22 protein-coding genes are annotated in these 21,506 nt (G+C 69.0%); 9 read left to right on the forward strand and 13 right to left on the reverse strand.

Annotated features, from left to right (window positions below):
- Positions 1-136 precede the first annotated feature (136 nt).
- Together OXS49_RS14515 and OXS49_RS14520 are read right to left on the reverse strand one after the other, a co-directional pair.
- The gene (locus tag OXS49_RS14515) at positions 137-973 is read right to left on the reverse strand and encodes an alpha/beta hydrolase (protein WP_267425149.1); all 837 of its coding nucleotides are present in this window, start codon (positions 971-973) and stop codon (positions 137-139) included.
- Between the two features lie 72 nt (positions 974-1,045).
- Complete coding sequence (locus OXS49_RS14520; protein WP_243998161.1) at positions 1,046-2,056, reverse strand: SDR family oxidoreductase; 1,011 nt, start codon at positions 2,054-2,056, stop codon at positions 1,046-1,048.
- 328 nt (positions 2,057-2,384) lie between these two features.
- Here OXS49_RS14520 and OXS49_RS14525 point away from each other — a divergent pair, with 328 nt between their 5' ends.
- Both OXS49_RS14525 and OXS49_RS14530 read left to right on the forward strand, forming a co-directional pair.
- On the forward strand, positions 2,385-2,936 hold the full coding sequence (locus OXS49_RS14525; RefSeq protein ID WP_243998159.1) for a sigma-70 family RNA polymerase sigma factor: 552 nt from the start codon (positions 2,385-2,387) through the stop codon (positions 2,934-2,936).
- Positions 2,933-3,634 carry an anti-sigma factor gene (locus tag OXS49_RS14530; RefSeq protein WP_267425150.1) on the forward strand — a complete coding sequence of 234 codons (702 nt, stop codon included), beginning with the start codon at positions 2,933-2,935 and terminating at the stop codon, positions 3,632-3,634. Before OXS49_RS14525 ends, OXS49_RS14530 begins: the two co-directional genes overlap by 4 nt.
- A 61-nt stretch (positions 3,635-3,695) precedes the next feature.
- On the opposite strand, the gene OXS49_RS14535 is transcribed toward OXS49_RS14530, so the two are convergent.
- Positions 3,696-4,262: a fasciclin domain-containing protein gene (locus OXS49_RS14535; protein ID WP_267425151.1), complete on the reverse strand. Its 567-nt coding sequence runs from the start codon at positions 4,260-4,262 to the stop codon at positions 3,696-3,698.
- A 148-nt stretch (positions 4,263-4,410) separates the two neighbouring features.
- Complete coding sequence (locus tag OXS49_RS14540) at positions 4,411-5,841, reverse strand: mannose-1-phosphate guanylyltransferase/mannose-6-phosphate isomerase (RefSeq protein ID WP_267425152.1); 1,431 nt, start codon at positions 5,839-5,841, stop codon at positions 4,411-4,413.
- A 197-nt stretch (positions 5,842-6,038) separates the two neighbouring features.
- On the opposite strand from OXS49_RS14540, the gene selA reads away from it, so the two are divergent.
- Entirely contained in the window at positions 6,039-7,478 is a 1,440-nt protein-coding gene (gene selA / locus OXS49_RS14545) for an L-seryl-tRNA(Sec) selenium transferase (protein ID WP_267425154.1), read from the forward strand.
- A gap of 132 nt (positions 7,479-7,610) precedes the next feature.
- The gene (locus tag OXS49_RS14550; protein WP_243998149.1) at positions 7,611-8,081 is read left to right on the forward strand and encodes a MarR family transcriptional regulator; all 471 of its coding nucleotides are present in this window, start codon (positions 7,611-7,613) and stop codon (positions 8,079-8,081) included.
- A gap of 210 nt (positions 8,082-8,291) precedes the next feature.
- On the opposite strand, the gene OXS49_RS14555 is transcribed toward OXS49_RS14550, so the two are convergent.
- From OXS49_RS14555 to OXS49_RS14580, 6 genes are all read right to left on the reverse strand, one after another.
- The gene (locus OXS49_RS14555; protein ID WP_243998147.1) at positions 8,292-9,665 is read right to left on the reverse strand and encodes a pentapeptide repeat-containing protein; all 1,374 of its coding nucleotides are present in this window, start codon (positions 9,663-9,665) and stop codon (positions 8,292-8,294) included.
- 50 nt (positions 9,666-9,715) lie between these two features.
- A complete protein-coding gene (locus OXS49_RS14560) occupies positions 9,716-12,034 on the reverse strand; it encodes an FdhF/YdeP family oxidoreductase (RefSeq protein WP_267425157.1) in 2,319 nt (772 codons plus the stop codon).
- A gap of 103 nt (positions 12,035-12,137) precedes the next feature.
- Complete coding sequence (locus OXS49_RS14565; protein ID WP_243916216.1) at positions 12,138-12,425, reverse strand: MTH1187 family thiamine-binding protein; 288 nt, start codon at positions 12,423-12,425, stop codon at positions 12,138-12,140.
- Between the two features lie 84 nt (positions 12,426-12,509).
- Positions 12,510-12,839 carry a CsbD family protein gene (locus OXS49_RS14570; protein WP_243998140.1) on the reverse strand — a complete coding sequence of 110 codons (330 nt, stop codon included), beginning with the start codon at positions 12,837-12,839 and terminating at the stop codon, positions 12,510-12,512.
- Positions 12,840-12,955: 116 nt separating this feature from the next.
- Positions 12,956-14,314, reverse strand: a complete 1,359-nt coding sequence (locus tag OXS49_RS14575) for a CHASE3 domain-containing protein (protein WP_267425159.1) — start codon at positions 14,312-14,314, stop codon at positions 12,956-12,958.
- Positions 14,315-14,448: 134 nt separating this feature from the next.
- Positions 14,449-15,063, reverse strand: a complete 615-nt coding sequence (locus OXS49_RS14580; RefSeq protein WP_267425160.1) for a hypothetical protein — start codon at positions 15,061-15,063, stop codon at positions 14,449-14,451.
- A 305-nt stretch (positions 15,064-15,368) separates the two neighbouring features.
- On the opposite strand from OXS49_RS14580, the gene OXS49_RS14585 reads away from it, so the two are divergent.
- The gene (locus tag OXS49_RS14585; RefSeq protein ID WP_243998134.1) at positions 15,369-16,010 is read left to right on the forward strand and encodes a DUF47 family protein; all 642 of its coding nucleotides are present in this window, start codon (positions 15,369-15,371) and stop codon (positions 16,008-16,010) included.
- Positions 16,011-16,027: 17 nt separating this feature from the next.
- Positions 16,028-17,017 carry an inorganic phosphate transporter gene (locus tag OXS49_RS14590; protein WP_243998132.1) on the forward strand — a complete coding sequence of 330 codons (990 nt, stop codon included), beginning with the start codon at positions 16,028-16,030 and terminating at the stop codon, positions 17,015-17,017.
- 43 nt (positions 17,018-17,060) lie between these two features.
- On the opposite strand, the gene OXS49_RS14595 is transcribed toward OXS49_RS14590, so the two are convergent.
- The 3 genes from OXS49_RS14595 to OXS49_RS14605 all read right to left on the reverse strand — a co-directional run bounded on the left by OXS49_RS14595 (position 17,061) and on the right by OXS49_RS14605 (position 18,810).
- Complete coding sequence (locus OXS49_RS14595) at positions 17,061-17,279, reverse strand: hypothetical protein (RefSeq protein ID WP_267425163.1); 219 nt, start codon at positions 17,277-17,279, stop codon at positions 17,061-17,063.
- A gap of 100 nt (positions 17,280-17,379) precedes the next feature.
- On the reverse strand, positions 17,380-17,766 hold the full coding sequence (locus OXS49_RS14600) for a tautomerase family protein (protein WP_267425165.1): 387 nt from the start codon (positions 17,764-17,766) through the stop codon (positions 17,380-17,382).
- A gap of 159 nt (positions 17,767-17,925) precedes the next feature.
- Positions 17,926-18,810, reverse strand: coding sequence for a LysR substrate-binding domain-containing protein (locus tag OXS49_RS14605; protein ID WP_267425166.1), 885 nt, complete (start codon positions 18,808-18,810; stop codon positions 17,926-17,928).
- 123 nt (positions 18,811-18,933) lie between these two features.
- Between OXS49_RS14605 and OXS49_RS14610 the strand changes: the two genes are divergently transcribed.
- Genes OXS49_RS14610 through OXS49_RS14620 form a run of 3 tightly spaced genes read left to right on the forward strand, consistent with a single transcriptional unit; the run spans position 18,934 to position 21,428 of the window.
- Entirely contained in the window at positions 18,934-19,329 is a 396-nt protein-coding gene (locus OXS49_RS14610; RefSeq protein ID WP_243998124.1) for a tautomerase family protein, read from the forward strand.
- Between the two features lie 27 nt (positions 19,330-19,356).
- Positions 19,357-20,112 carry an SDR family NAD(P)-dependent oxidoreductase gene (locus tag OXS49_RS14615; RefSeq protein ID WP_267425171.1) on the forward strand — a complete coding sequence of 252 codons (756 nt, stop codon included), beginning with the start codon at positions 19,357-19,359 and terminating at the stop codon, positions 20,110-20,112.
- 32 nt (positions 20,113-20,144) lie between these two features.
- Complete coding sequence (locus OXS49_RS14620; protein ID WP_267425174.1) at positions 20,145-21,428, forward strand: D-serine ammonia-lyase; 1,284 nt, start codon at positions 20,145-20,147, stop codon at positions 21,426-21,428.
- The last annotated feature ends 78 nt before the right edge of the window (positions 21,429-21,506 follow it).

The raw sequence follows: 21,506 nt of genomic DNA on the forward strand, positions 1-21,506 counted from the left end.
AGGCGGTCGCCGATCCGGCCGGATGTATCCTGTTTCGCATGAGCGGAGGCCGCCATGCGTCAGGCGGCAGTCACTCAAGCTCTCCAGAAGCCGACTGCGTATTCTTCGCGAGCCGAAGGCATGCAAGCCGCGTCTGCTAGCCCGGTCGGAGTGACAACGCTGCCCGAACGATCGCGTCTCCATGAAAATGGTGAAGCATGTGGCCGGCACCGGGCAGCAGGTCGAGGCGCGCATCGGGAATCATGCGGGCCGCGCGCTGGGCGTTCAGGGCCGTGCTCACCACCAGATCGGGGCTTCCTGCCAGAATGCGTACGGGAACGCGCAGGGTCGGGTAGGCCAGCATGCTGCGGGTCAGCCCAGGCCAGAGCCAGCCGGCATCCTCGCCCTCGGCGGTAATCTGCGCCGGGCGCGCCGCCAGATCGAACGGAAAGTGCCGCGCGACGGTCTCCGGCATCGTTCGCGGGAAGAACATCGCGTTCCAGAGCAGCGGCAGGAGCGCCTTGTCGGTGCTCGCGCCGAGGAGGTGGGACAGCTGATCGCCGCCGAAGGGCAGGGCGCGGGGCCCGAACAGCATCTGTTCCAAACGCGGCTCCGGGAAGCAGATCGGCGCGACCGCGACGATGCCGGCGATCTCCTCCGGATGGAGCATGCCGTACGCCAGCGCGACCGCTCCGCCGAAGGAATGCCCGAGGATGACGGGTTTATGAAGGCCGAGGCGCCGCACCGCCTCCCGGATGCGTGCGGCCTGATCCCAGACGTCGGCGGCACGGCCCCGCGGCCGCACGCTGAAGCCGTGACCGGGGCGATCGACCGCGACCACGCGAAAATGTTCGGCTAGGGCCGGCACCGGCCCGAGCCAGAGATCCTCCAGGCACATCAGCGTCCCGTGGATCGCCACCAGATCGGGACCGGATCCGGTTTCCGCATACGCAATCGTCCGGTCATCCGTCAGCTCGACGATCCGGCGCGGCACGATGCGGGGATCGTGTGGTTCATCCGGGCGCGACCGAGCCGGCCCGGGCAGCGATGTCATTGCGGCGGTCAATTACAGGCGCCGCCTGCGGCCGGACGAACCCATGACGGCCAGCGCGGTGGCCGCGCCGATCCCGAGAAGACCGGCGGCCGCCGCCATCGGGTGCAGCGTCGCGCGCGTGTAGACGCTGGTGCGCATCACGGGCAGGGGCGGATCGCCACGCGTCTCGCCGGCCGGCACGGGCGCGTGCAGGGCGCCGTCCGGATTGCGCGGCGCGCTCGCTCGCTTCTGAAGGGCGATGATTGCGGAGGCGAGATGGTCGTAGGCGCCGGGTGCGAATTCCTTGCCTGCCGTGAAGGCCTTGCCGGCGCCGCCCACGAAGATGTCGCGTTGCGGATGCACAGCCGCGTGCAGGATGGCGTTCGCGACTTCCTCCGGCGGATAGATCGGTGGCGGCAGGCTCGGCTCTCGGTCCATGTAGTTGCGCGCCCGCTGGGGGAGGGGCGTGTCGATCGAGGCGGGCTTGATCAGCGTGACCGAGACCGGAGCGTTCTCGTGCAGTAGCTCCATGCGCAGGGCATCGGTGAAGCCCTTCACCGCGTGCTTCGAGGCCGCGTACATGCCCTGGTACGGGAAGGCGAGGTCCGATGCGATGCTGCCCACGTTGATCAGGGCGCCGCCACTCTGCCGCAGGTGCTCGGTCGACACCAGCGAGCCGAAGACCGTACCCCAGAAATTGGTCTGGATCAGGCGTTCGTGGTCGGCGTCGCTGATCTCGCGGAGCTTTCCATAGATCGAGCCCCCCGCCACGTTCACCCAGGTGTCGAAGCCGCCGAAGGTCGCCACTGCGCGATCCGCGATGGCCTGCACCGCCGCCCTGTTGCCGACATCGGCCACGACATGGAGCGCCTTGCCGCCGACGCCCTCGATCTCGGCCTGGATGCGTGCCAGGGCATCGCCGCTACGCGCGGCCAGCACGACCCGGGCACCGCGTTCGGCCGCCATCCGGGCGGTGGCGAGGCCGATGCCCGACGAGGCGCCGGTGATCACGACGACCTGCTCGCGGAGCGGCTTGTGCTTCATGCAGCGAATCCCCGAACTCCGAACGTGCGCCAGCGCGGTCGATCGCGGCCGCATCCGTCCCACGTCTGGCTATCCACCGGTCGGCCTGCTTTGTTCCGGGAACAGATGCCGGTCGCTGCGTCGCAGGCGCGACCGTCCCACAGTGCCCGAACGCGACGGTCCCAACCATGGGGAGGCCCGCAGGGAACGAATTCCCGCCGGTCGGCTACCGGATCCTTTCGGTGGGGTTGGCGCACGCGAGGTATCGTCACGGTCAGGCAGTTTGCTCTAAAACAGCATCCGGGTGGGCGCTCGATAGAAGGCGCCTCGGAGTTTGTGGGGAGCCCTCTTGGCCGACGACGCCACGCTGCGCCGACTGCTCGCTGAGATTGCCCGGGGCGGGGCGGACCAGCTGGCGGAACTCTATGATCTGACCAGCCCGAAACTTTACGGCCTGATCCTGCGTATCCAGCGAGACCGAGGCTTGGCCGAGGACGTGCTTCAGGACGTCTACCTGCGGATCTGGCAGGCCGCGGGCGCCTACAGGCCCGAGGCCGGGCCGCCGCTGCCATGGCTCTGTACCATCGCCCGCAATCGGGCCATCGACAGCGTGAGGCGGAAGGTCGAGCATCAGGGCCCGGAACTGGATCACGGCGAGGATTGGGTGGCGCGGCTGATCGATCCGCACGACGGGGCGGCGGACTTCCTGGACCGGAACGCCCTTCTGGCCTGCCTCGGCCGCCTCGATCCCATGCATCGGGACTGCGTGGTGCTGGCCTATTGCGAGGGACAATCCCGGGAGGAGCTCGCGCAGCACTTCGACCGGCCGGTCAACACGATCAAGACTTGGCTGCACCGGTCCCTCGCCGGCCTCAAGACCTGCCTGGAGTCTGTCTCGTGAGCGGCGGCCAGCCCGGCCTGGAGCCGACGGCCGAGCGCGACATCCTCGCGGCCGAGTACGCCCTCGGGACGCTCGACGCGCAGGATCGGGCGGCGCTGGAGCGCGAGGCGAGTCACGACCACGCCACGGCCAGCCGCATCGGCCAATGGGAGCGGCGGCTGGCGCCGCTGATGGGGGCCGTGCCATCCGTGCCGCCGCCGCCGCGGGTCCGCGAGGCGCTGCTGCGCGCGCTGCCCGACGTGAGCGGCGGGCCGCGGGGCGAACTGCGTCAGCTGCGGCGGCAGGTGAGGCGCTGGCAGGTCGCCGCGGCGGGATCGGGTCTCCTCGCCGCGGGCCTCGCGCTGTTCGTGGCAGTCGCCCCGTCACGAAGCCCGGCGGGCGGGCGCTATCTGGCGGTCGTGCAGGGCGGCGGGGCGCTGCCCGCGCTCGTCGTGCGGGTCGACACGCAGACCGGCCTCGCGCAGGTCCGCCCCGTCGGCGCCGACGCACCCGCGGGGCGGAGCCTGGAAGTGTGGTACGTCGGCGCGGAGGGTGCCAAGCCCCTCGGCCTTGTCGGTGCAGCGCCCAGTCAGGTGAGGCTGCCGCAGGTCACCGCACCGGACGGCGTGATCGCAGTCTCGGTCGAGCCGCCAGGGGGCTCGCCCAGCGGCCAGCCCACGGGCCCGGTGATCTATACCGGCAAGCTGATCGCCGAATGACGGGACGCGGCGGGCGGGCTTGCCGGAGCCCGCAGCCCTCGCGGGCCGCGGGCGCGACGCCTTACGGCATCAGCACGGCGTTGACGACGTGGATGACACCGTTCGACTGCATCACGTTCGGGATGGTCACCGTGGCGGTGTTGCCCTTCTGGTCGGTAACCAGGACCTTCTTGCCCTGCACCGCGACGGCGAGGGGCTCGCCCTCGACGGTGGTCAGCACGCCCTGGCCGCCGCCCTTCTTGACCAGCGCCATCAGGTCCTTGGCGGTGTAGACGCCCGGGACCACATGGTAGGTCAGGATCTTCGTCAGCGTCGCCTTGTTCTGCGGCTGCACGAGGTTCTCAACCGTACCCGGCGGCAGCTTGGCGAAGGCGGCGTTGGTCGGCGCGAACACCGTGAACGGGCCCGGACCGTTCAGCGTGTCGACCAAGCCAGCAGCCTTCACGGCGGCGACGAGGGTGGTGTGATCCTTCGAGTTGACCGCGTTCTCGACGATGGTCTTCTGGGCGTACATCGGCGCGCCGCCGACTATCGGATTCTTGGCGTAGGCCGCGCCGCTCGCGCCGAGGCCGAGCGCGATCGTCAGGGCGAGCACCTTGGCCGTGCGGCCGGTATTCTTGGTCAGCATCGTGTTTCCTTCCGAGCCCCGATGAGTGGGGAAGCGCGGGCCCTTACGTGCCCCTCGGAAGGAAAGTTTCGCTCGGTGAACGCAAACGCCTGCAGGCGACGGCCTCTGCGCTCACCCCGCCAGAACGCAGGCCGGCCGGGTTCAGGTCTCAGCGTCCGTAGATATCCTCGACGCGGATGATGTCGTCCTCGCCGGTATAGGAGCCGACCTGCACCTCGATCAGCTCCAGCGGGATCTTGCCGGGGTTGGACAGCCGGTGCATCGAGCCGATCGGCAGGTAGATCGCCTCGTTCTCGTGGACCAGCGTCACCCGATCGTCCACCGTCACCTCGGCGGTGCCACGCACCACCACCCAGTGCTCGGCCCGGTGGTAGTGCTTCTGCAGCGACAGCCGCCCGCCCGGCACCACCTGGATCCGCTTCACCTGGAAGCGTTCGCCGATGTCGATCCGCTGGTACCAGCCCCAGGGCCGGTACATCCGCAGATGCGCGTCCGCCTCAGGCTCGCCCTTGGCCCGCAGGGCGTTGACCAGTTCCTTCACCTGACCGGAATGCGCCTTTGAGGCGACCAGCACCGCGTCGGGGGTCGAGACCACCACCACGTCCTCAAGCCCCACCACCGCGGTCAGGCCGCCGCCCTGGCTGTGCACGAGGCTGTTCTTCGTCCCGATCAGCGAGACACGGCCGCGCACCGCGTTGCCGGCCTCATCGTGATCGAGAACCTGCCAGACCGCGTCCCAGGTACCGACATCCGACCACGCGAACGACACCGGCAGCACCCCGGCGGTGGCGGTGCGTTCCATCACGGCGTAGTCGATCGAGATCTTGGGCGCCTTGGCGAAGGCCTCGGCATCGAGGCGCACGAAGTCGAGGTCGGTCACCGCCGCCGCGTAGGCGGCGCGCGCGGCCGCCAGCACGTCGGGCACGAAGGCTTCGAGCTCGGCCAGCATCAGGTCGGCGCGGAACAGGAAGTAGCCGGAGTTCCACAAGGCGCCGTCCGTGATCAGCGCCTCGGCGCCGGCCCGGTCGGGCTTCTCGACGAAGCGGGCGACGCGGGCGGCACCCGGCGCCTCGTGGATCGGCTCGCCGCGGCGGATATAGCCGTAATCGGTGGCCGGCCGGTCGGGCTCGATGCCGAGCGTCATGGTGTAGCCGGCCCGCGCGCCTTCGGCCGCACGCCGCACGGCGTCCACGAAGGCGGCGATGTCGGGCACGACGTGGTCGGCGGCCATGACCAACACGACGGCCTGCGGATCGCTCTCGGCGGCGTGGACCGCGGCGACCGCCACGGCAGCGGCGGAGTCGCGGCCCTGCGGCTCGAGCAGGATGTCGGCGGCAAGACCCATTTGGTCGCGCTGCTCGGCGACGATGAAGCGGGCCTCGGCCGAGGCGATGACGGTCGGCTTGGCGAACACGCCGGTGTCGGCAACCCGTTCCAGGCTGGCCTGGAAGGTCGAGACCTTCGCATCCACCAGCTTGGCGAACTGCTTGGGCATGCTCTCGCGCGAGGCCGGCCACAGGCGTGTCCCCGTTCCCCCGCAGAGGATCATCGGATGGATCGGGGCAGCAGATCGGGACATGCGGCGTCTCCATCGGCGGGTTGCGGTCGTGGCGTGATCGCGCGGTCCAGGCGCAGCCGCAAGGATGCGGAGTGCCGGCGCCCACGGTTTTCAGGGTTTGCCCTTAACGGCGCAGCGAGGATGGAACAACCTGCGCGGATAATCCGCGCTGGATAAGGCTGGCTCAGCACAGCCGGATCGTTATCTCTGGTCCCACCATGAATTCACCCGCCAAGATTCACCCGACACCCGACGACGCGGCGCAGAGCCCGCGGCGGATACCGTCGGTCGAGCGCCTGGTCGGCAGCGCGGCGCCGGAAGATCTCGCCGCCTACGGGCGCACGGCCTTCACGGGTGCCGTTCGGGCCGTGCTGGCCGGTATCCGGGCGGAGGGCGGCCCCGTGCCCGACGCGGCGGCGATCCGGCTGGAGGCGGCTCGGCGGCTCGCCGCCGAGCGACGCCCCTCCCTGCGGCCGGTCTTCAACCTGACCGGCACGGTTCTGCACACCAATCTGGGTCGCGCCCTGTTGCCCCGCTCGGCCGCCGAGGCGGTGGCCGCCGTGATGGTGCAGGCGAGCAATCTCGAATTCGACCTCGGGACCGGCGCCCGCGGCGAGCGGGACGACCATGTCGAGGCCCTGATCTGCCGCCTGACCGGGGCCGAGGCTGCGGTGGTGGTCAACAACAACGCGGCCGCCGTGCTGCTTGTGCTGAACGCCCTGGCCATGCGCAAGGAGGTCGTGGTCTCCCGCGGCGAACTCGTGGAGATCGGCGGCTCGTTCCGGGTGCCGGACGTGATGGTGCGGGCCGGCTGCCGGCTTCGCGAGGTCGGAACCACAAATCGCACCCATCTGCGTGACTACGCGGAGGCGATCGGCCCGCGCACCGGCCTCGTCATGAAGGTGCATCCGAGCAACTACGCCATCGCGGGCTTCACCGCCGCCGCCGACCCCGAGGCGCTTTACGCCCTCTGCCGGGAGCGCGGCGTGCCGCTGGCGGACGATCTCGGCAGCGGCAACCTCGTCGATCTCGCCGCCTACGGCCTGCCGCCGGAGCCGACCGTCCGCGTTGCCCTGGAGCGGGCCGATCTCGTTACCTTCAGCGGCGACAAGCTGCTGGGCGCGGTCCAGTGCGGGATCGTGGCGGGCCGGAAGGATCTCATCGCCCGTGTGCGCAAGAACCCCCTGAAGCGGGCGCTGCGGGTCGACAAGATGACTTATGCGGCGCTCGAAGCGGTGCTGCGGCTCTACCTCCATCCCGAGCGGTTGGCCGAGGAACTGCCGACCCTCCGGCTGCTCACCCGGGACCGGGCGTCGATCGCCGCGCAGGCGGAGCGCCTCGCCCCCGCGGTGGCGGAGTGCCTCGCCGGCTCGGCCACCGTCTCGGTCGCGGCGTGCATCAGCCAGATCGGGTCCGGCGCCCTGCCGGTGGAGACCCTGCCGAGCGCCGCCCTGATGCTGACCCCCGACGCGGATGCGGGATCGCCACGCCGCGGCGCGGGGGGGCGGTGCAAGCGCCTCGCCGAACGGTTGCGAGCTCTGCCGGTGCCGGTGATCGGCCGGATCAGCGGCGACGTCATTCTTCTGGACCTGCGCACGCTGGAAGACGAGGCCGGCCTCCTCGCCAGTCTGAAGTCAGTTGCGCAGCCGGTATCTTGAGCCGAATGGGTTTGTTGAGAGACAAAGATCGCCGGCTGAAGCTCGTGTGCCGGCTTCGCGCGTTGTGGTATCGTGACGGATCCGCGGTCGCGGTCGAGAGGTGCGGTGCCCGGACCGCGATAGGCGAACGATATGGTGCAGAGTGCCGACATGGTGGAGGTTGAGCGCGAGACGGATGCGCTCCTCCTCGACAATCAGCTTTGCTACGCGCTCTACGCGGCCGCGCACCGGATGACGAAATCCTACCGGCCGCTTCTTGAACGCCTGGGGCTGACCTATCCGCAGTACCTTGTGCTCCTCGTGCTGTGGGAGCAGGACGGCGTCACGGTCTCGGAGATCGGCCGGCGACTGCGGCTTGACTCCGGTACGCTGACGCCCGTGCTGAAGCGCCTGGAGAGCGCGGGTTTCCTTCTGCGCACCCGCCGCCAGTCGGATGAGCGCGAGGTCGAGATCGCGCTGACGCCGGAGGGCGCCGCGCTCCGCGCCGAGGCCGTTGCAGTCCGCGAGGCCGTGATGTGCCAGCTCGAACTCAGCGAGCCGGAGATCCGGGCCCTGCGGAAGGATCTGAGCTTGGTGATCGAGCGGCTCAGCGTGACCGAGTGAGGGTGTAGCGTTGACCTGATGAGCCGCTTCGCGGCGCTCCCTGTGCTCGGTCCCGGGTCGCATTCCGCTTTCGCTGCATGCGCCCGGGAAAGGTCGTCGCGCTTCATTCTCGGGCTCCACGTTTTCCCGGACAGGTGGAGCGTTCGCGGAACCTGATCCGGGATCCAGCACAAGAAGCGCCCCGAAGCGGCCCCATAGGTTCCCCAGCCCTCACCGCCGCAGGCGGTTGCCCAAGACGAAGCCGTAGAGCCCCATCAGGATGATGCCGACCGCGCCTTCGAGGCCGACCAGCAGGTTGGTGACGCGGCCGGTGGGCTTGAGGCCGATCTCCGGCGGGTTCGCGGTCATCATGTTGAGGGCGCTGTAGCTCAGGAGATCGAGGGGGTTGTAGGTCGGCCCCGCTTCCGGCCCCTCGAGGATGATCAGGCCACCCGTCAGGCCGTAGAGGCCGCCGAACACCACGATCAGCAGCGCGAACGCACGGGCGATGCGCGACAGGCTCTCGCCGTAATCGCACAGCCACTCGACGAAACGGTCGGCGGTCCAGCGGTAGCCGTGCCGCAGCAATCCGGCCCCGTCCCGCCCGGTCCAGGCGGCGCGCGCCTGCCGACCGGCGTGGAAGCGGCCCATTCGTCGGCCGCGCTTGTAGGCCCAGCTCGCCGCATCGTGGCTGCCGATGCTCTTCCAGTTCTGCTCCAGGGCGAGGTAGCTCGCCTGCGCGGCCTCGAAATCGCCCGCCACCTCCTCGCCGACCGCGCCGCCGAGTTGCTCGACGCTCATCCGCGTCCCGTTGAGCCATGCCCCCGAGAAGCGGGCATGACGTAGTCGGCAGGTGGCAAGGTTCAGCCGTACGAGATCGGTATCCGACAGATCGGCCCCGGAGAGGTCGGCTCCGTCGAGCTTCGCTCCCGAAAAGTTCGCCCCCTGGAGGCGCGAGCCCGCCAGCGTCGCCTTGGCGAGGCTCGCGCCGGCGAAATCCGCATGCGTCAGGTTGGCATCGACGAGCTTGGCCTCGTCGAGCCGAGCGTTGCGGAACACCGTGTCGTCCGCGTCCGCTCCGGTGAAATCCGCGCCCCAGAGGTCAGCGCCCGCGAAGTCCGTGCCGTCGAGCAGCGCGCCGGACAGGTCGGCGAAGCGCATCGCGGCCTGCCCGAAGCGCGCATCCTCCAGCATGGCGCCGGCGAACCGAACCTGACCTGCGACGATGCCGGAAAAGTCTGCCCCCGACAGGTCGGCGTCGGAGAGGTCGGCGGCCTCCAGGATCGCGCCGGTGAATCGCGTGGAGCGCCCGACCGCGCCGGTGAGCGTGGCGCGGCGCAGGTTGGCCGCGGAGAAATCCGATTCCTCCATGCGAGCCCGGGACAGGTCGGCCTCCGCAAGGGGCAGGCCGCCGGATTCGGCATCCACACAACCCGGCCCGTCGAACCCCGCCGCGGCGAGCGCCCCCGGAGACGCGATCAGGTGCGAGAGATCCGAGCCCGGCTCCTGCACCACGGCCCCGGCGGCGATCCGCTCGATAAGCGCGTGCAGCCGGGCATCCGCCTGAATGTCCGGCCGCGCATCCGATGGTGTCGCCTGATCCATGGCCGTTCCATGCCGGAGAGTCTGACCGCGCGCCAGACGCCCCGGCGTGTTCAGGTCGAATGCGTCGATGCGGTCACACGCACCGTGATCGCCTTGGCGGCCGGTGTCTTGGCCTGCTCGTCATGGTGCCAGAGCGGCAGCAGGACGTTCAGCTCTGGATAGTAGCCCCCGCAATTCCCCTCGGGAATGTCATAGGCGATCACCCGGAGGCCGGTTACGCGCCGCTCCACCTGATCATCCGCCTTGGTCTCCACGTCGACGCCCCCGCCATCCTTGAGTCCGAGGCGCGCGATGTCCTGGCGGTTCATGAACAGCACGGAGCGGGTGCCCTTCACGCCGCGGAAACGGTCGTCGTAGCCGTAGACTGTGGTGTTGAACTGGTCGTTCGACCGCAGCGTGATCAAGTCGAGGATGTCGTGCCCGCGGGCCGGCAGGTCTGGATCTGCCTCGAGACCGTCCGGCACCGCGAAATTCGCCCGGCCGGTCTCGGTCTCCCACTTCCGGTCGCGGGCGCCGAGCGGCTTGATCAGCCCCCCGGGCTGGAACATCCGCCCGTTCAGGTCGTGGAACACTTTCGGGTAGGTCGCCTCGATGGCATCGCGCACCCGGCCGTAATCGCCGACCCAGGAATCCCAATCGATCCGCGGATTGGGCGGCAGGGTCGTCTTGGCGATCTCGGCGACGATCCAGGGCTCGGAGCGCACATGCGGCCCGACCGGTTCGGATGCGCCCCGGGACCCGTGGAACTGCGCGGTGGAGCTCTCCATCGAGACCGCCTGCCGGCCGCTCGCCTGCTGGTCGATCTCAATCCGGCCGAGGCAGGGCAGGATATAGGCGACCGCCCCGGTCACGAGGTGCGAGCGGTTGAGCTTGGTCGAAACCTGCACGGTCAGGCGCTGGGTCCTCCAGGCCGGCTCCATCCGGCCGGTATCGGGGATCGCCCGCAGGAAGTTGCCGCCGAGCCCGATGAAGGCCTTCACGCTGCCGTCGAGGATACCCTCGCAGGCCTCGACCGTGTTGCGGCCTTTCTCCCGCGGCGGCTCGAAATCGTAGAGTTCCTTGAGCTTGTCCAGGGGGGCCAATTCCGGCTTCTCGGTGATGCCGACCGTACGTTGGCCCTGAACGTTCGAATGGCCCCGCACCGGGCAGATTCCGGCGCCCGGCTTGCCGATATTGCCGCGCAGGAGCAGCAAGTTGACCAGCATCCGCACGGTCTCGGTGCCCTTGCGATGCTGGGTCAGGCCCATTCCGTAGATGCCAATCACCGCCTTGGCCCGGGCATAAACCGCCGCCGCCGCCTCCAGCCCCTGTCGTTTCAGCCCGGAGCGCCGCTCCAGCGCAGGCCAGTCCTGGCGATCGCAGAATTGCACGAAGTCTTCGAAGCCGTGGGTGTGCTCGGCGATGAAGGCGTGGTCGAGCACCCGGGACTTGCCCGCCGCCTCGGCCTCCCGGTCGAGGGCGAGCAGTGCCTTGCACAGGCCGGTGAGCGCTGCGAGGTCGCCGCCGGCCTTCACCTGATGATACTGGGTCGAGATCCGTGTGGAGGAGCGCGTCAGCATCTCCACGGGCGATTGCGGATCGGTGAAGCGCTCCAAGCCCCGCTCCCGCAGCGGGTTGAAGGTGATGATCTGCGCACCCCGGCGCCGCGCCTCCTGCAGCGGGTGCAGCATCCGGGGTGAATTCGAGCCGACATTCTGACCGAAGAAGAAGATCAGGTCGGTGGTCTCGAAATCCTCCAGCAGGACCGTGCCCACCGGGGCGCCGATCGATTGCGGCAGCGCCACCGAGGTCGGCTCGTGGCACATGTTAGAGGAATCCGGCAGGTTGTTGTTGCCGTAGAGCCGGGCCAGCAGCGCCCACATGTAGCTGGTTTCCAGCGAGGCCCGGCCGGAGGCGTAGAACACCACCGAGCGCGGATCCGCCTCCCGCAGGGCCTTCAGCTCCCGGCCGATCTCGGCCATCGCCTCCTCCCAGGAGACCGGGCGGTAGCGGTCGGTCTCGGGATCATAACGCAGGGGATGGGTGAGGCGGCCCTGCTCCTCCAGGGCGTAGTCGCTCCAGCCGAGCAACTCGGTCACGGTATGGGCGGCAAAGAAATCGGGGGTCGCGCGTCGGCGCGTCTGCTCCCAGGCGGTCGCCTTGGCGCCGTTCTCGCAATACTCGAAGGCCAGCGGCTTGGCGGGCTTCGCCCAGGCGCAGGACGTGCACATGTAGCCGTCCGGCTTGTTCTGCTTCACCAGCAAGGCCGAACCGGTGATCGGTACGCCCTCCCGGGTCAGGATCTCGACCAGCGACCGGGCCGAGCCCCAACCGCCCGCCGGGCCGTCATAGGGCTCGATCCGGATCTCACCGTTCTCCTGCTCGGCCATGCCGTCCTCCCACCCGGCACGTCAGCGACCGGACTAAGGGAACGCGCGAGGGCCACGTCGGATCACAGGCGCGTCACTGCGGCTGCCTCCGCTTCTGCCGCGGTCAGGTCACGGCCGCGAGCTTGTCGGCCATGGACTGGTCCTTGTCCCGCCGTGTCGAGAAGATCAGCGTGAAGAAGGTCCGCTGAACGCCCATCTCGGCAAGCTTCGCCTCGCACCGCTCGGCCAGCGCGCAGATCTCCGACAGCTCACCCTCGATATTGGTGCCGTTAGGATGCATCGTGGCGGTCAGACCGCTCGCCTCGACGATCGCTTTGACCTCGCGGACGTAGGGCGAAACAGACGGGCCGACGCCCATCGGCACGATGCACAGGTCGGCTGAGACTTTCATGGCGGCTCCCCGGAGGCTGATTCTGTCGAGCGGCCCGGATCGCGCCGCCCGCAGAAGCTGGCATTAGGCGCCCGGCGGCGCGGATCAGAGCTTGCTGATCAGCAGGCCGAGGCCCAGCCCGACGAGCCCGGCCACGACAAGCGAGGCGTGGGGCCATTCGACCGACTTCTGGTGGCCCTCCCAGGCGTATTCGCGACCGTGATCGTAGACCTCCTCGGCCTGATGCGACACCGCGTCGGCCGCATGCCGGACTGCATCCTTGGTCTGGCCGTAGAAGTTCTCGGCCGCGCCCCGCACCTCGTGGAGGCGGCCTTCGATCGAGTCGCGGTCCGAGCCGGCGAGGTCACCGACCGCGCTCTGGACCTTGCCGCCGATCTCCCGCGCGGCACCCGTGATCCTGTCCGTATCGACCATGACGTCCTCCGATGCTGTCGTCCCGAACCCGCTTCCGTCCGACAGACGACGCCGAGACGGTCCATGCCGGCTGTCCCAGATAGGTGTCGGCCCGGCCGACGACGAGCGGTGCGGCATCACGGGGCGGCCGGCATCGGCGCGGCCGGATCACCTAATGCCTCGCGTCCCGGCGGTAGGGTAGGCGGAGCCGTTGGCGCAAAGGTGTAGTAGGCCATCGGCTCCCGCCGGCCGCGGAGTGGTTCCCGGCTGATCTCCCGCCACGCCGTCGTGGTCGTGCCCGCCGCACGGCGGACGGCCTCCGAGGCCAGCACCGAGACCCCGTGGGTCTTCGTCGCTTGCTCCAGCCGCGCCGCCACGTTGACCGTGTCGCCGAGCACCGTGAATTCGTAGCGGGCGTCCTCACCGATGATCCCGCTGAACACCTCGCCGCAGTGCAGGCCGATGCCGATGCGCACCGTGGCATCGTGGTCGCCCTTGTCGTTCCAGCGGGCGATGACCTCGACGAGATCGCTGGCGAAGGCCACGGCGCGCGCCGCGTCGTCAGCCGTCGGCTCGGGCAGGCCGAACACCACGAGGGCGCCGTCGCCGATGAACTTGTCGACGACACCGCCGTACAGGCGGGAAATGCGCATCACCCGTCGGCGGAAGGCGGATAGGAAGGCCGACAGTTCCTGCGGGTCGAGATGTTCGGCGATGGTGGTGGAGCCGCGCATGTCGATGAAGGCGATCACCGCCTGCTGGCGCCGGCCGGCTTTAAGGCTGCCGTCATCGTCGGCGAGCCGCGCGACCAGCTCCTGCGGCAGGAAGCGCGACAGGCTCCGGCGGCGCGCCGCCTCGCGCGTGGCCGACATGGCGAACAGAACGAGCGCAATCACCACGGCGGCGAGCAGGCCCCAGATCAGCAGAGCGGCCCGGGAATTCGCGGCCTGACGCTGCTCCATCAGTGCGGCTTCGTGGTCCTCCATCCGGCCGATGATCGCCCGGATCTCGTCCATCACCTGTCGTCCGTGCCCCTGCCGCACCTGCTCCTGACTCGCGTCGATCTCGCCGCTGCGGCGCAGCTCGATGGTGGTGCCGAGTTCGTTCAGCTTGTCCCGGAGCAGCGGGATCAGGGCATCGAGTTCGGCGCGCTGGCTGTCGTCGTTCCGGAGGTGGTCGTGCAGTCGAGCGATCTCGCGGCTGACCTGCGCGCGTCCGTCCCGGAACGGCCGGAGGAACGTGTCGTCCCCCGTCAACAGGTAGCCGCGCTGCCCGGTCTCCGCGTCTTGGACCGCCAACAGCACACGGCCGAGCAGGCCGTCCACCACCATGGCGTGCCGGACGGCCTCGCTGCCGCGCTGCTGATAAGTGAAGGCGCCGACCGCAATGCCGAGCAGCGCCAGGATCACCGCGCAGCTCACGACCATCCGATCGACGGTCCGCGAGCGTGCGGGCAGCCGCTCGATGACGTCCAGGGCGGTGGTCGATGCTTTCATGGGGGGAGCCGGTCTGCGCCAACGATGCGGCGCGAAGCCTGCGAGCTGCCCCTCAAGAAACGATCGGTCGTTTTGTTCCGTGGCCGACCAAATTGCCGACGGCTTTTTAAAGAGTTGGTGGAAAAGCGCCGGTGTTATTCAAGAGGCGTCAAACGTTCGGCATGGTGCACATCTGCTTGGGACGATTGGGCTTCGGCGCGACGCGGTGCGCAAGCGGATTCATACTTCTCCGGCGGATGCCAAAGGTTTGAGGAACGAGCGCGTTTCCCCTCCTGCTTTTGGGTAGGGGTAGGGGTGGGGGTGGTGAAGGATCGAGCGTGATGGTGCCTCCTGCACCACCCCCACCTCGATCTCTTCCCCAAAAGGGAGGAGAGCATGTCGGCGCACGTGTCTGAATATCGTAGCCACAACGAGTAAGGGTTGAAGCTCGCCTCAGCCCTCTTGGCCGCGACCTGCCCGCGGGTGCCGGGCGCTTCGGGCGTGACTCCCCTGCTGTGAACCTGCCCGTTCGAGGTCCTGCGTCCGTCGGTGGGCCGCGGGTTCGCGAGCCGTTCGCCGTCGACCTGGGCGGCCAGCGTGCGCACGATCGCGGCGCGCTTCTTCGGCACCGTCGTCAGGATCTTGTCGAGGAAGGTATCCGCCTCGTCCCCTCTCTGCGCGCAGACCGTCGCGAGCGCCTGCTGGATGTAGCAGAGATCGACGTCGTCCCGCGTGAGCAGGGCGGTCAGCATTGCCGGTGTCAGGATCATGCCCGTGGCCTGCTGCCCTCGCGATGCGCCGAAGCCAGCAAGCCCGCGCAGGATGAAGGCTCAGCCAGGTATCAGACAAAGTTACGCCGGAGGCCTGACACGAGTCGGCTTCCTAAAAACGGGCGACGTGCTGTGTGGGCCGAACACCGTCGGATCGGCCGACCGTTGCGGATGACCAACCCTAGCCGGCTGAAGATCCAGTCTTAGGTTGATGGCAGGATGTCGCAACGCTTCTGACGGTTACGGCGCGTCGCCAGGACCGGCTGCGTGCATAGGACCGTCCGCCCCCCACACAGGGACGCACCATGCTGTCTTGGTTCCGTGCGCTGATGCCGAAGGAGGACCGGTTCTTCGACCTGTTCGAACAGCACGCCGCCACCCTCGTGGACGGCGCGGCGGCCCTGCGGGCGCTGCTCGACGGCACCCAGGATATCCCGGTCGCGTGCCGCGCCATCGCCGAGCACGAGGATAAGGCCGACGCGATCACCCGCGACGCCTTGTTGGCGGTTCGCCGGACCTTCATCACGCCGTTCGACCGCGGCGACATCCAGGCGCTGGTCGGCTCGCTCGATGACGCCATCGACCAGATGCTCAAAACCGCCAAAGCGGTCCAGCTGTTCGAGGTGACGACCTTCGAGCCGTCGATGCGCCAGATGGGGGCGGTGATCCAGGAGGCCGCCGCCGTGGTCGCAGAGGCGCTCCCGAAGCTGCGGTCGCTCGGCGAGAACGCCGCCGCCCTGAATGCGCTGACCGAGCGGGTGATCCAATTGGAGGGGCAGGCCGACGATCTGCACAACGAAGGGGTGAAGATGCTGTTCAGGGCCTCCCGCCAGGATCCAATGGCGTTCCTGGTCGGCTCCGGGCTCTACGATCACTTGGAGAAGGTCATGGATCGGTTCGAGGACGTGGCGAACCAAGTCAGCAGTATCGTGGTCGAGCACGTCTGAGCCGAGGGATCGCCCGCGTGACCCTCCTGATCGCCCTCATCGCCATCGCCCTGGTGTTCGATTTCCTGAACGGCCTGCACGATGCCGCGAACTCGATTGCCACCATCGTCTCGACCCGGGTGCTGGCGCCGCGCTACGCCGTGTTCTGGGCCGCGTTCTTCAACTTCGTGGCGTTCCTCGTGTTCGGTCTGCACGTTGCCGGCACGGTCGGCTCGGGGATCATCGACGTCACGGTCGTGAACGATCGGGTGATCCTCGGCGCGCTCGGCGGCGCGATCGTCTGGAATCTGGTCACGTGGTACGCCGGCATTCCGTCCTCCAGCTCGCACGCGCTCATCGGGGGCCTTCTAGGCGCCGGCATCGCGAAGGCCGGTCTCGGAGCGATCGTCTGGCCGGGCGTCATCGCTACCAGCGCCGCCATCGTGCTCTCGCCGGCGCTGGGCTTCGTGCTCGCCCTGATCCTCGTGCTGGCGGTCTCGTGGATCTTCGTCCGCTCCACGCCGGTCGCCGTCGATCGCATGTTCCGCAGCCTGCAATTCGTTTCGGCCTCGCTCTACTCGCTCGGCCACGGCGGCAACGACGCGCAGAAGACGATGGGCATCATCGCCGTGCTCCTCTACGCCCACGGGGCGGGCAGCGGCGAGTTCCACGTGCCGCTCTGGGTGGTGCTGTCGTGCCAGACCGCGATGGCGCTCGGCACCCTGTTCGGCGGCTGGCGCATCGTGCACACGATGGGATCGAAGATCACGCGCCTGACGCCCGCACAGGGCTTCTGCGCCGAGACCGGCGGGGCGCTGACCCTGTTCGCCGCCACGGCCTTCGGGATCCCGGTCTCCACGACGCACACGATCACGGGGGCGATCATCGGTGTCGGCGCGGCCCGCCGCGTCTCCGCCGTCCGCTGGAACGTGGCGCAGGGGATCGTCGTCGCCTGGGTGGTCACGATGCCGGCCGCCGGTCTGGTGGCGGCGCTGATCTATGCCGCCTCCGGCCTCGTGCTGCCGTGAGGTGAGGGTGGCCCTGGGTCAATCGGTCGAGGGCATCCGCCCTTCAGACCAGACGCATCTCGCCGGGTTTGAGAGCAAGGCGCCGGGCGAGGTCGCGATCCAGGGAGCCCGTCAGTTCCACCTGCATGTCGTCCGTCGCCATCTCGGTGACCTGCGCCAAAGCCGCCGATGCCGAGTGAGCCAGAACCGCGTAGACCCGGACGGCCTCGCGTTTCTGATGGACGGCGATCAGGTGCGCCGTATGCTTCTTCAGTTTCGACACCGACCTGCCTCGATCGGGATGATCCGCCCCTGAATCCGCCAACGAGCGACGGGTCGAGCGGTTGCACGCGCGGTGGAGGCCGACGTCTCCGCGGGCGGGCTCAGCGGTGCTGCGCTCGGTGAGCCTGGGTCAGGCCGTTATAGCCCCAAGAGTCTTTCGGCACGTCGTGGATCACGACATAGGAAGCTTCGGCAAGGCCGGAGCCGAGAACATCCTTCAGGAGGCGGCTCGTCTCGGCAATGAACCGCGCTTTCTCCTCGGATGTGTTTGTCTCTGCACTGATGATGGCATCCACCTGCGCGGCACAGGTCACCGGTTCGCCGCCCACACTCCACCCCGATAATGGACCCTGTTCGACCAAGACGCCGACCAGGGGGCCGACCTTGTGGAGGATCTCGGCCATCAGACCGGTGATGCCCGCCTGGAGCCTTTGGACTTGACTCTGCGGGAGCGGCGCGCCTGCCACCTTGATGTTGATGAAGGGCATCGTTGCCTCTTCTCCCTTTCGCGGATGCCCCACCGGCGATCCATGAGGCGGTCGTACAGACGCTCGAAAGTTCGGTAAAATTGAAAATTCAGGATTCGTTCTTCGATTAAAACGAAGGATCGGTTGCGTGACATGCTCGGAGCGGTGAGCCTTCGCGCGTCACGCGACAGGCTCTCGGATCGTCTCGAGCAGGATATCCGTGAGCCGCGCGACGGCCGGCGACGGTTCGGCTTCCGCCTGATGAAGGCTCAGCGCTGCATCCGGGAGGGCCGGCAATCCGGTCGCGGCCGGATCGAGCACGCGCAGCGTCTTCGGCAGGCTCACGGTGGTGCGCGCCGTGATGCCGAGCCCACCCTCGGCCGCCGCCCAGAGACCCGAGAGGCTCGGGCTCGTGAACACCAGACGCCAGGGCAGACCGCCCCCATCCAGGGCCGCCACGGCCGCGGACCGGAACGTGCATGGCGGCGCGAAGGCCGCGAATGGGATCGGCTCCCGGCCGAGGCTCGCAAGGCCCGGCCAATCGGGCTGCCCGATCCAGTGAATCGGCAGCGCTGCGACCCTCCGGGCGTGGGGGGCATCGCCGCCGTCACCCCAGACCAGCGCGATGTCGAGGTCACCTTTCAGGGTCGCCTCGACAAGCTGCGCGCCGAGGCCGACCTGAACCTCGATGCGCACCCGCGGATAGGCCCGGGCAAACCGCTTGAGCACCGCCGGGAGCCAGCCCTCGGCGAAATCCTGCGCGAGGCCGAGCCGCGCCCAGCCCTCCAGCTCCGTACCGCGCAGCCGGTCGACCGCCTCGTCGTTGAGGTCCAGCAGCCGCTTCGCGTAGCCGAGCATACTCTCCCCGGCGGCCGTAAGGGCGAGGCCGCGGCCGGCCTTCTTCACCAGCGGCTGGCCGACCTGCTCCTCCAGTTTCCGAAGCTGCGTGCTGACCGCCGATTGCGATCGGCCCAGGCGTTCGGCCGCGCGGGCGAAGCTCCCGAGCTCGAACCCGGTCACGAAGGTCCGGAGCACGTCCATGTCGAGGTTGGTGCGGGTCGCCATCGTTCGATCTGGATGATGTATCGGTTAGAAAATTTCGAATTTTCGCAATGATGATCGCGGCGTAGACCAAATTCGTCAAGCCGGAGCGGCGTGCCGCCGTTTGCAAGAGAGGAGACCTCGTCCATGCCCCTCGTTCGGATCTCGCTGATCAAGGGCCAATCGCCAGAGCATATTCGTGCGGTCTCAGATGGCGTCCATCGCGGCCTGATGGCGGCCTTCGGTGCGCCGGCCGACGACCGCTTCCAGCTCGTCCACCAGCACGCACGGGACGAGCTGATCTACGATTCCGGCTATCTCGGCATCCACCGCACCGACGATCTGGTGATCATCAACATCATCGCCGGGAACTGGCGGGACACGGCGCAGAAGAAGGCGCTCTACCGGGCGATCACTGACAACCTCGTGGCGGATCCCGGCCTGCGCCCGGAGGACGTGCTGATCGTCCTCTCGCCGAATGCGCGCGACGAGTGGTCCTTCGGCAACGGGCTTGCGTCCTACGTCAAGGACGACGCAGCCTGACATGCCCAGCACGGGCAGGAGATCGACATGAGCATTCTCGTCACCGGCGCGACCTCGGGCTTCGGCCTCGCGATCGCGCGGCGCTTCGCGCAGGCCGGACAGACGATCGTCGCGGCCGGACGCCGCCGCGACCGACTTCGGGCCTTGGTCGACGAACTCGGCGACCACGCGGTCCACGCCCTCGAACTCGACGTCCGGGACAGGCGGGCGGTCGAGGATGCGGTCGCCGGCTTGCCCGCGGCCTTCGCCGACATCGCCGTGCTCGTGAACAATGCCGGCCTCGCCGTCGGGCTCGAACCCGCGCAGGCGGCCGATCTCGATGGCTGGGAGGCGATGGTCGACACCAACGTCAAGGGCCTGATGTACGTGACCCGCGCGGTGCTGCCCGGGATGGTCGCCCGCGACACCGGCCACGTCGTCAACATCGGATCGACGGCGGCGAGCTATCCCTATCCCGGCGGGAACGTCTACGGGGCCACCAAGGCGTTCGTCCGGCAGTTCTCGCTCAACCTGCGCGCCGATCTCGTCGGCACGCGGGTGCGCGTCACCGAGATCGATCCGGGCCTCGTCGGCGGCACCGAGTTCTCCAACGTTCGGTTCCGCGGCGACGATACCCGTGCCGCAAGCGTCTACGACGGCGCCGATGCGCTGACGCCCGACGACGTTGCCGACACGGTGTTCTGGGCCGCCTCCCGGCCGGCCCGGGTGAACATCAACGTCATCGAGCTCATGCCGGTCTGCCAAGCCTTCGGCCCGCTCGTCGTGCATCGGGGCGGCCGCTGAGCCCCGGGCCCGACACGCGAGAGGACGATGTCATGACCGTCAACGCTATGCCGCGCAGAACCTCCGGTGAGCCGATCATTCCGGCGCCCGTGCGACGGGCCGAGCCGACCGTCTGGCGCAATCCACAGCGTCGGGACGCCGTCTCGGTGCTGGCCGCGTCGGCGTTCTCCGAGGCCGACATGCGCCGGGCGGAGGCGCGCTGGCGCCGCTTCGCCCCGCTCCTGGCGCAGCTGTTCGACGGCACCGAGGACGGGCGGATCGACTCGCCATTGCTGCCCGTCGCGCCCGACCTCGGCCGGACCCTGCTGGGCGACGCCCCGGGCGCCGTCTGGGTCAAGGCCGACCATGATCTGCCGGTCACCGGCTGCATCAAGGCCCGGGGCGGCGTCTACGAGGTCCTGGCCTATGCGGAGACGCTGGCGGAGGCGGCCGGGCTCCTGCGGCCCGGCCTGTCCTACGCGGCGTTCGCGTCCGACGCCTTCCGCGATCTGTTCGCCCGCCACACGGTCGCGGTCGGCAGCACCGGCAATCTCGGCTTCAGCGTCGGCGTGATGGGCCGCGCCCTCGGCTTCGCGGTCGAGGTGCACATGTCCCACGACGCCAAGGCCTGGAAGAAGCAGCGCCTGCGCGAGCTCGGCGCGCGCGTGGTCGAGCATCCGGGGGATTACGGGTTGGCGGTGGCCGCCGCGCGGGAGGCCTTTCAGGACCGCGCCGATGCCCATTTCGTCGACGACGAGGATTCGGTCGACCTGTTCCTCGGCTATGCGGCGGCGGCGCTCGATCTGCAGCGCCAGCTCGCCGAGGCCGGGATCGCCGTCGACGCCGCGCATCCGCTCTACGTCTACCTCCCCTGCGGCGTCGGCGGCGCGCCGGGGGGGGTGACCTTCGGGCTGACGCTGCTGTTCGGCGATGCCGTGCGGCCGGTCTTCGTGGAACCGGTGGCCGCGCCCTGCATGCTCGTGCAGCTCGCCTCCGGGCTCGACCGGTCCGTCAGCGTCTACGAGGCCGGGCTCGACAATCGGACGGCGGCCGATGGGCTGGCGGTGGCGAGCGCCTCCTTGCTGGTCGCTCGCACCGTCGGCGGGCTGATCGACGCGGTGGTGACGGTCCCGGACGCGGATCTGTTCCGCTGGCTGAAGGTGCTGTGGGCGGGCGCGGGGATGCGCCTCGAACCCTCGGCGGCCTCCGGCTTCGCCGCGCTCAGCCGGTTCCTCGCCGATGCGCCCGATGTGGCCTCCGCCACCCACGTGGTCTGGACCACGGGCGGCGCGCATCTGCCGGAGGCGGAGTTCGCGGCGGCCCTGGCTCGCGCCTGATCCGATACTGGGCGTGCATCGCGTCGGCTGCGCCGGCGGAGAGGGGGCGCCGCGCACAACCGGGTCGCAAGCTTTGCC

It is taken from the genome of Methylobacterium sp. GC_Met_2 (genome assembly GCF_026540795.1).
GTDB lineage: Bacteria > Pseudomonadota > Alphaproteobacteria > Rhizobiales > Beijerinckiaceae > Methylobacterium.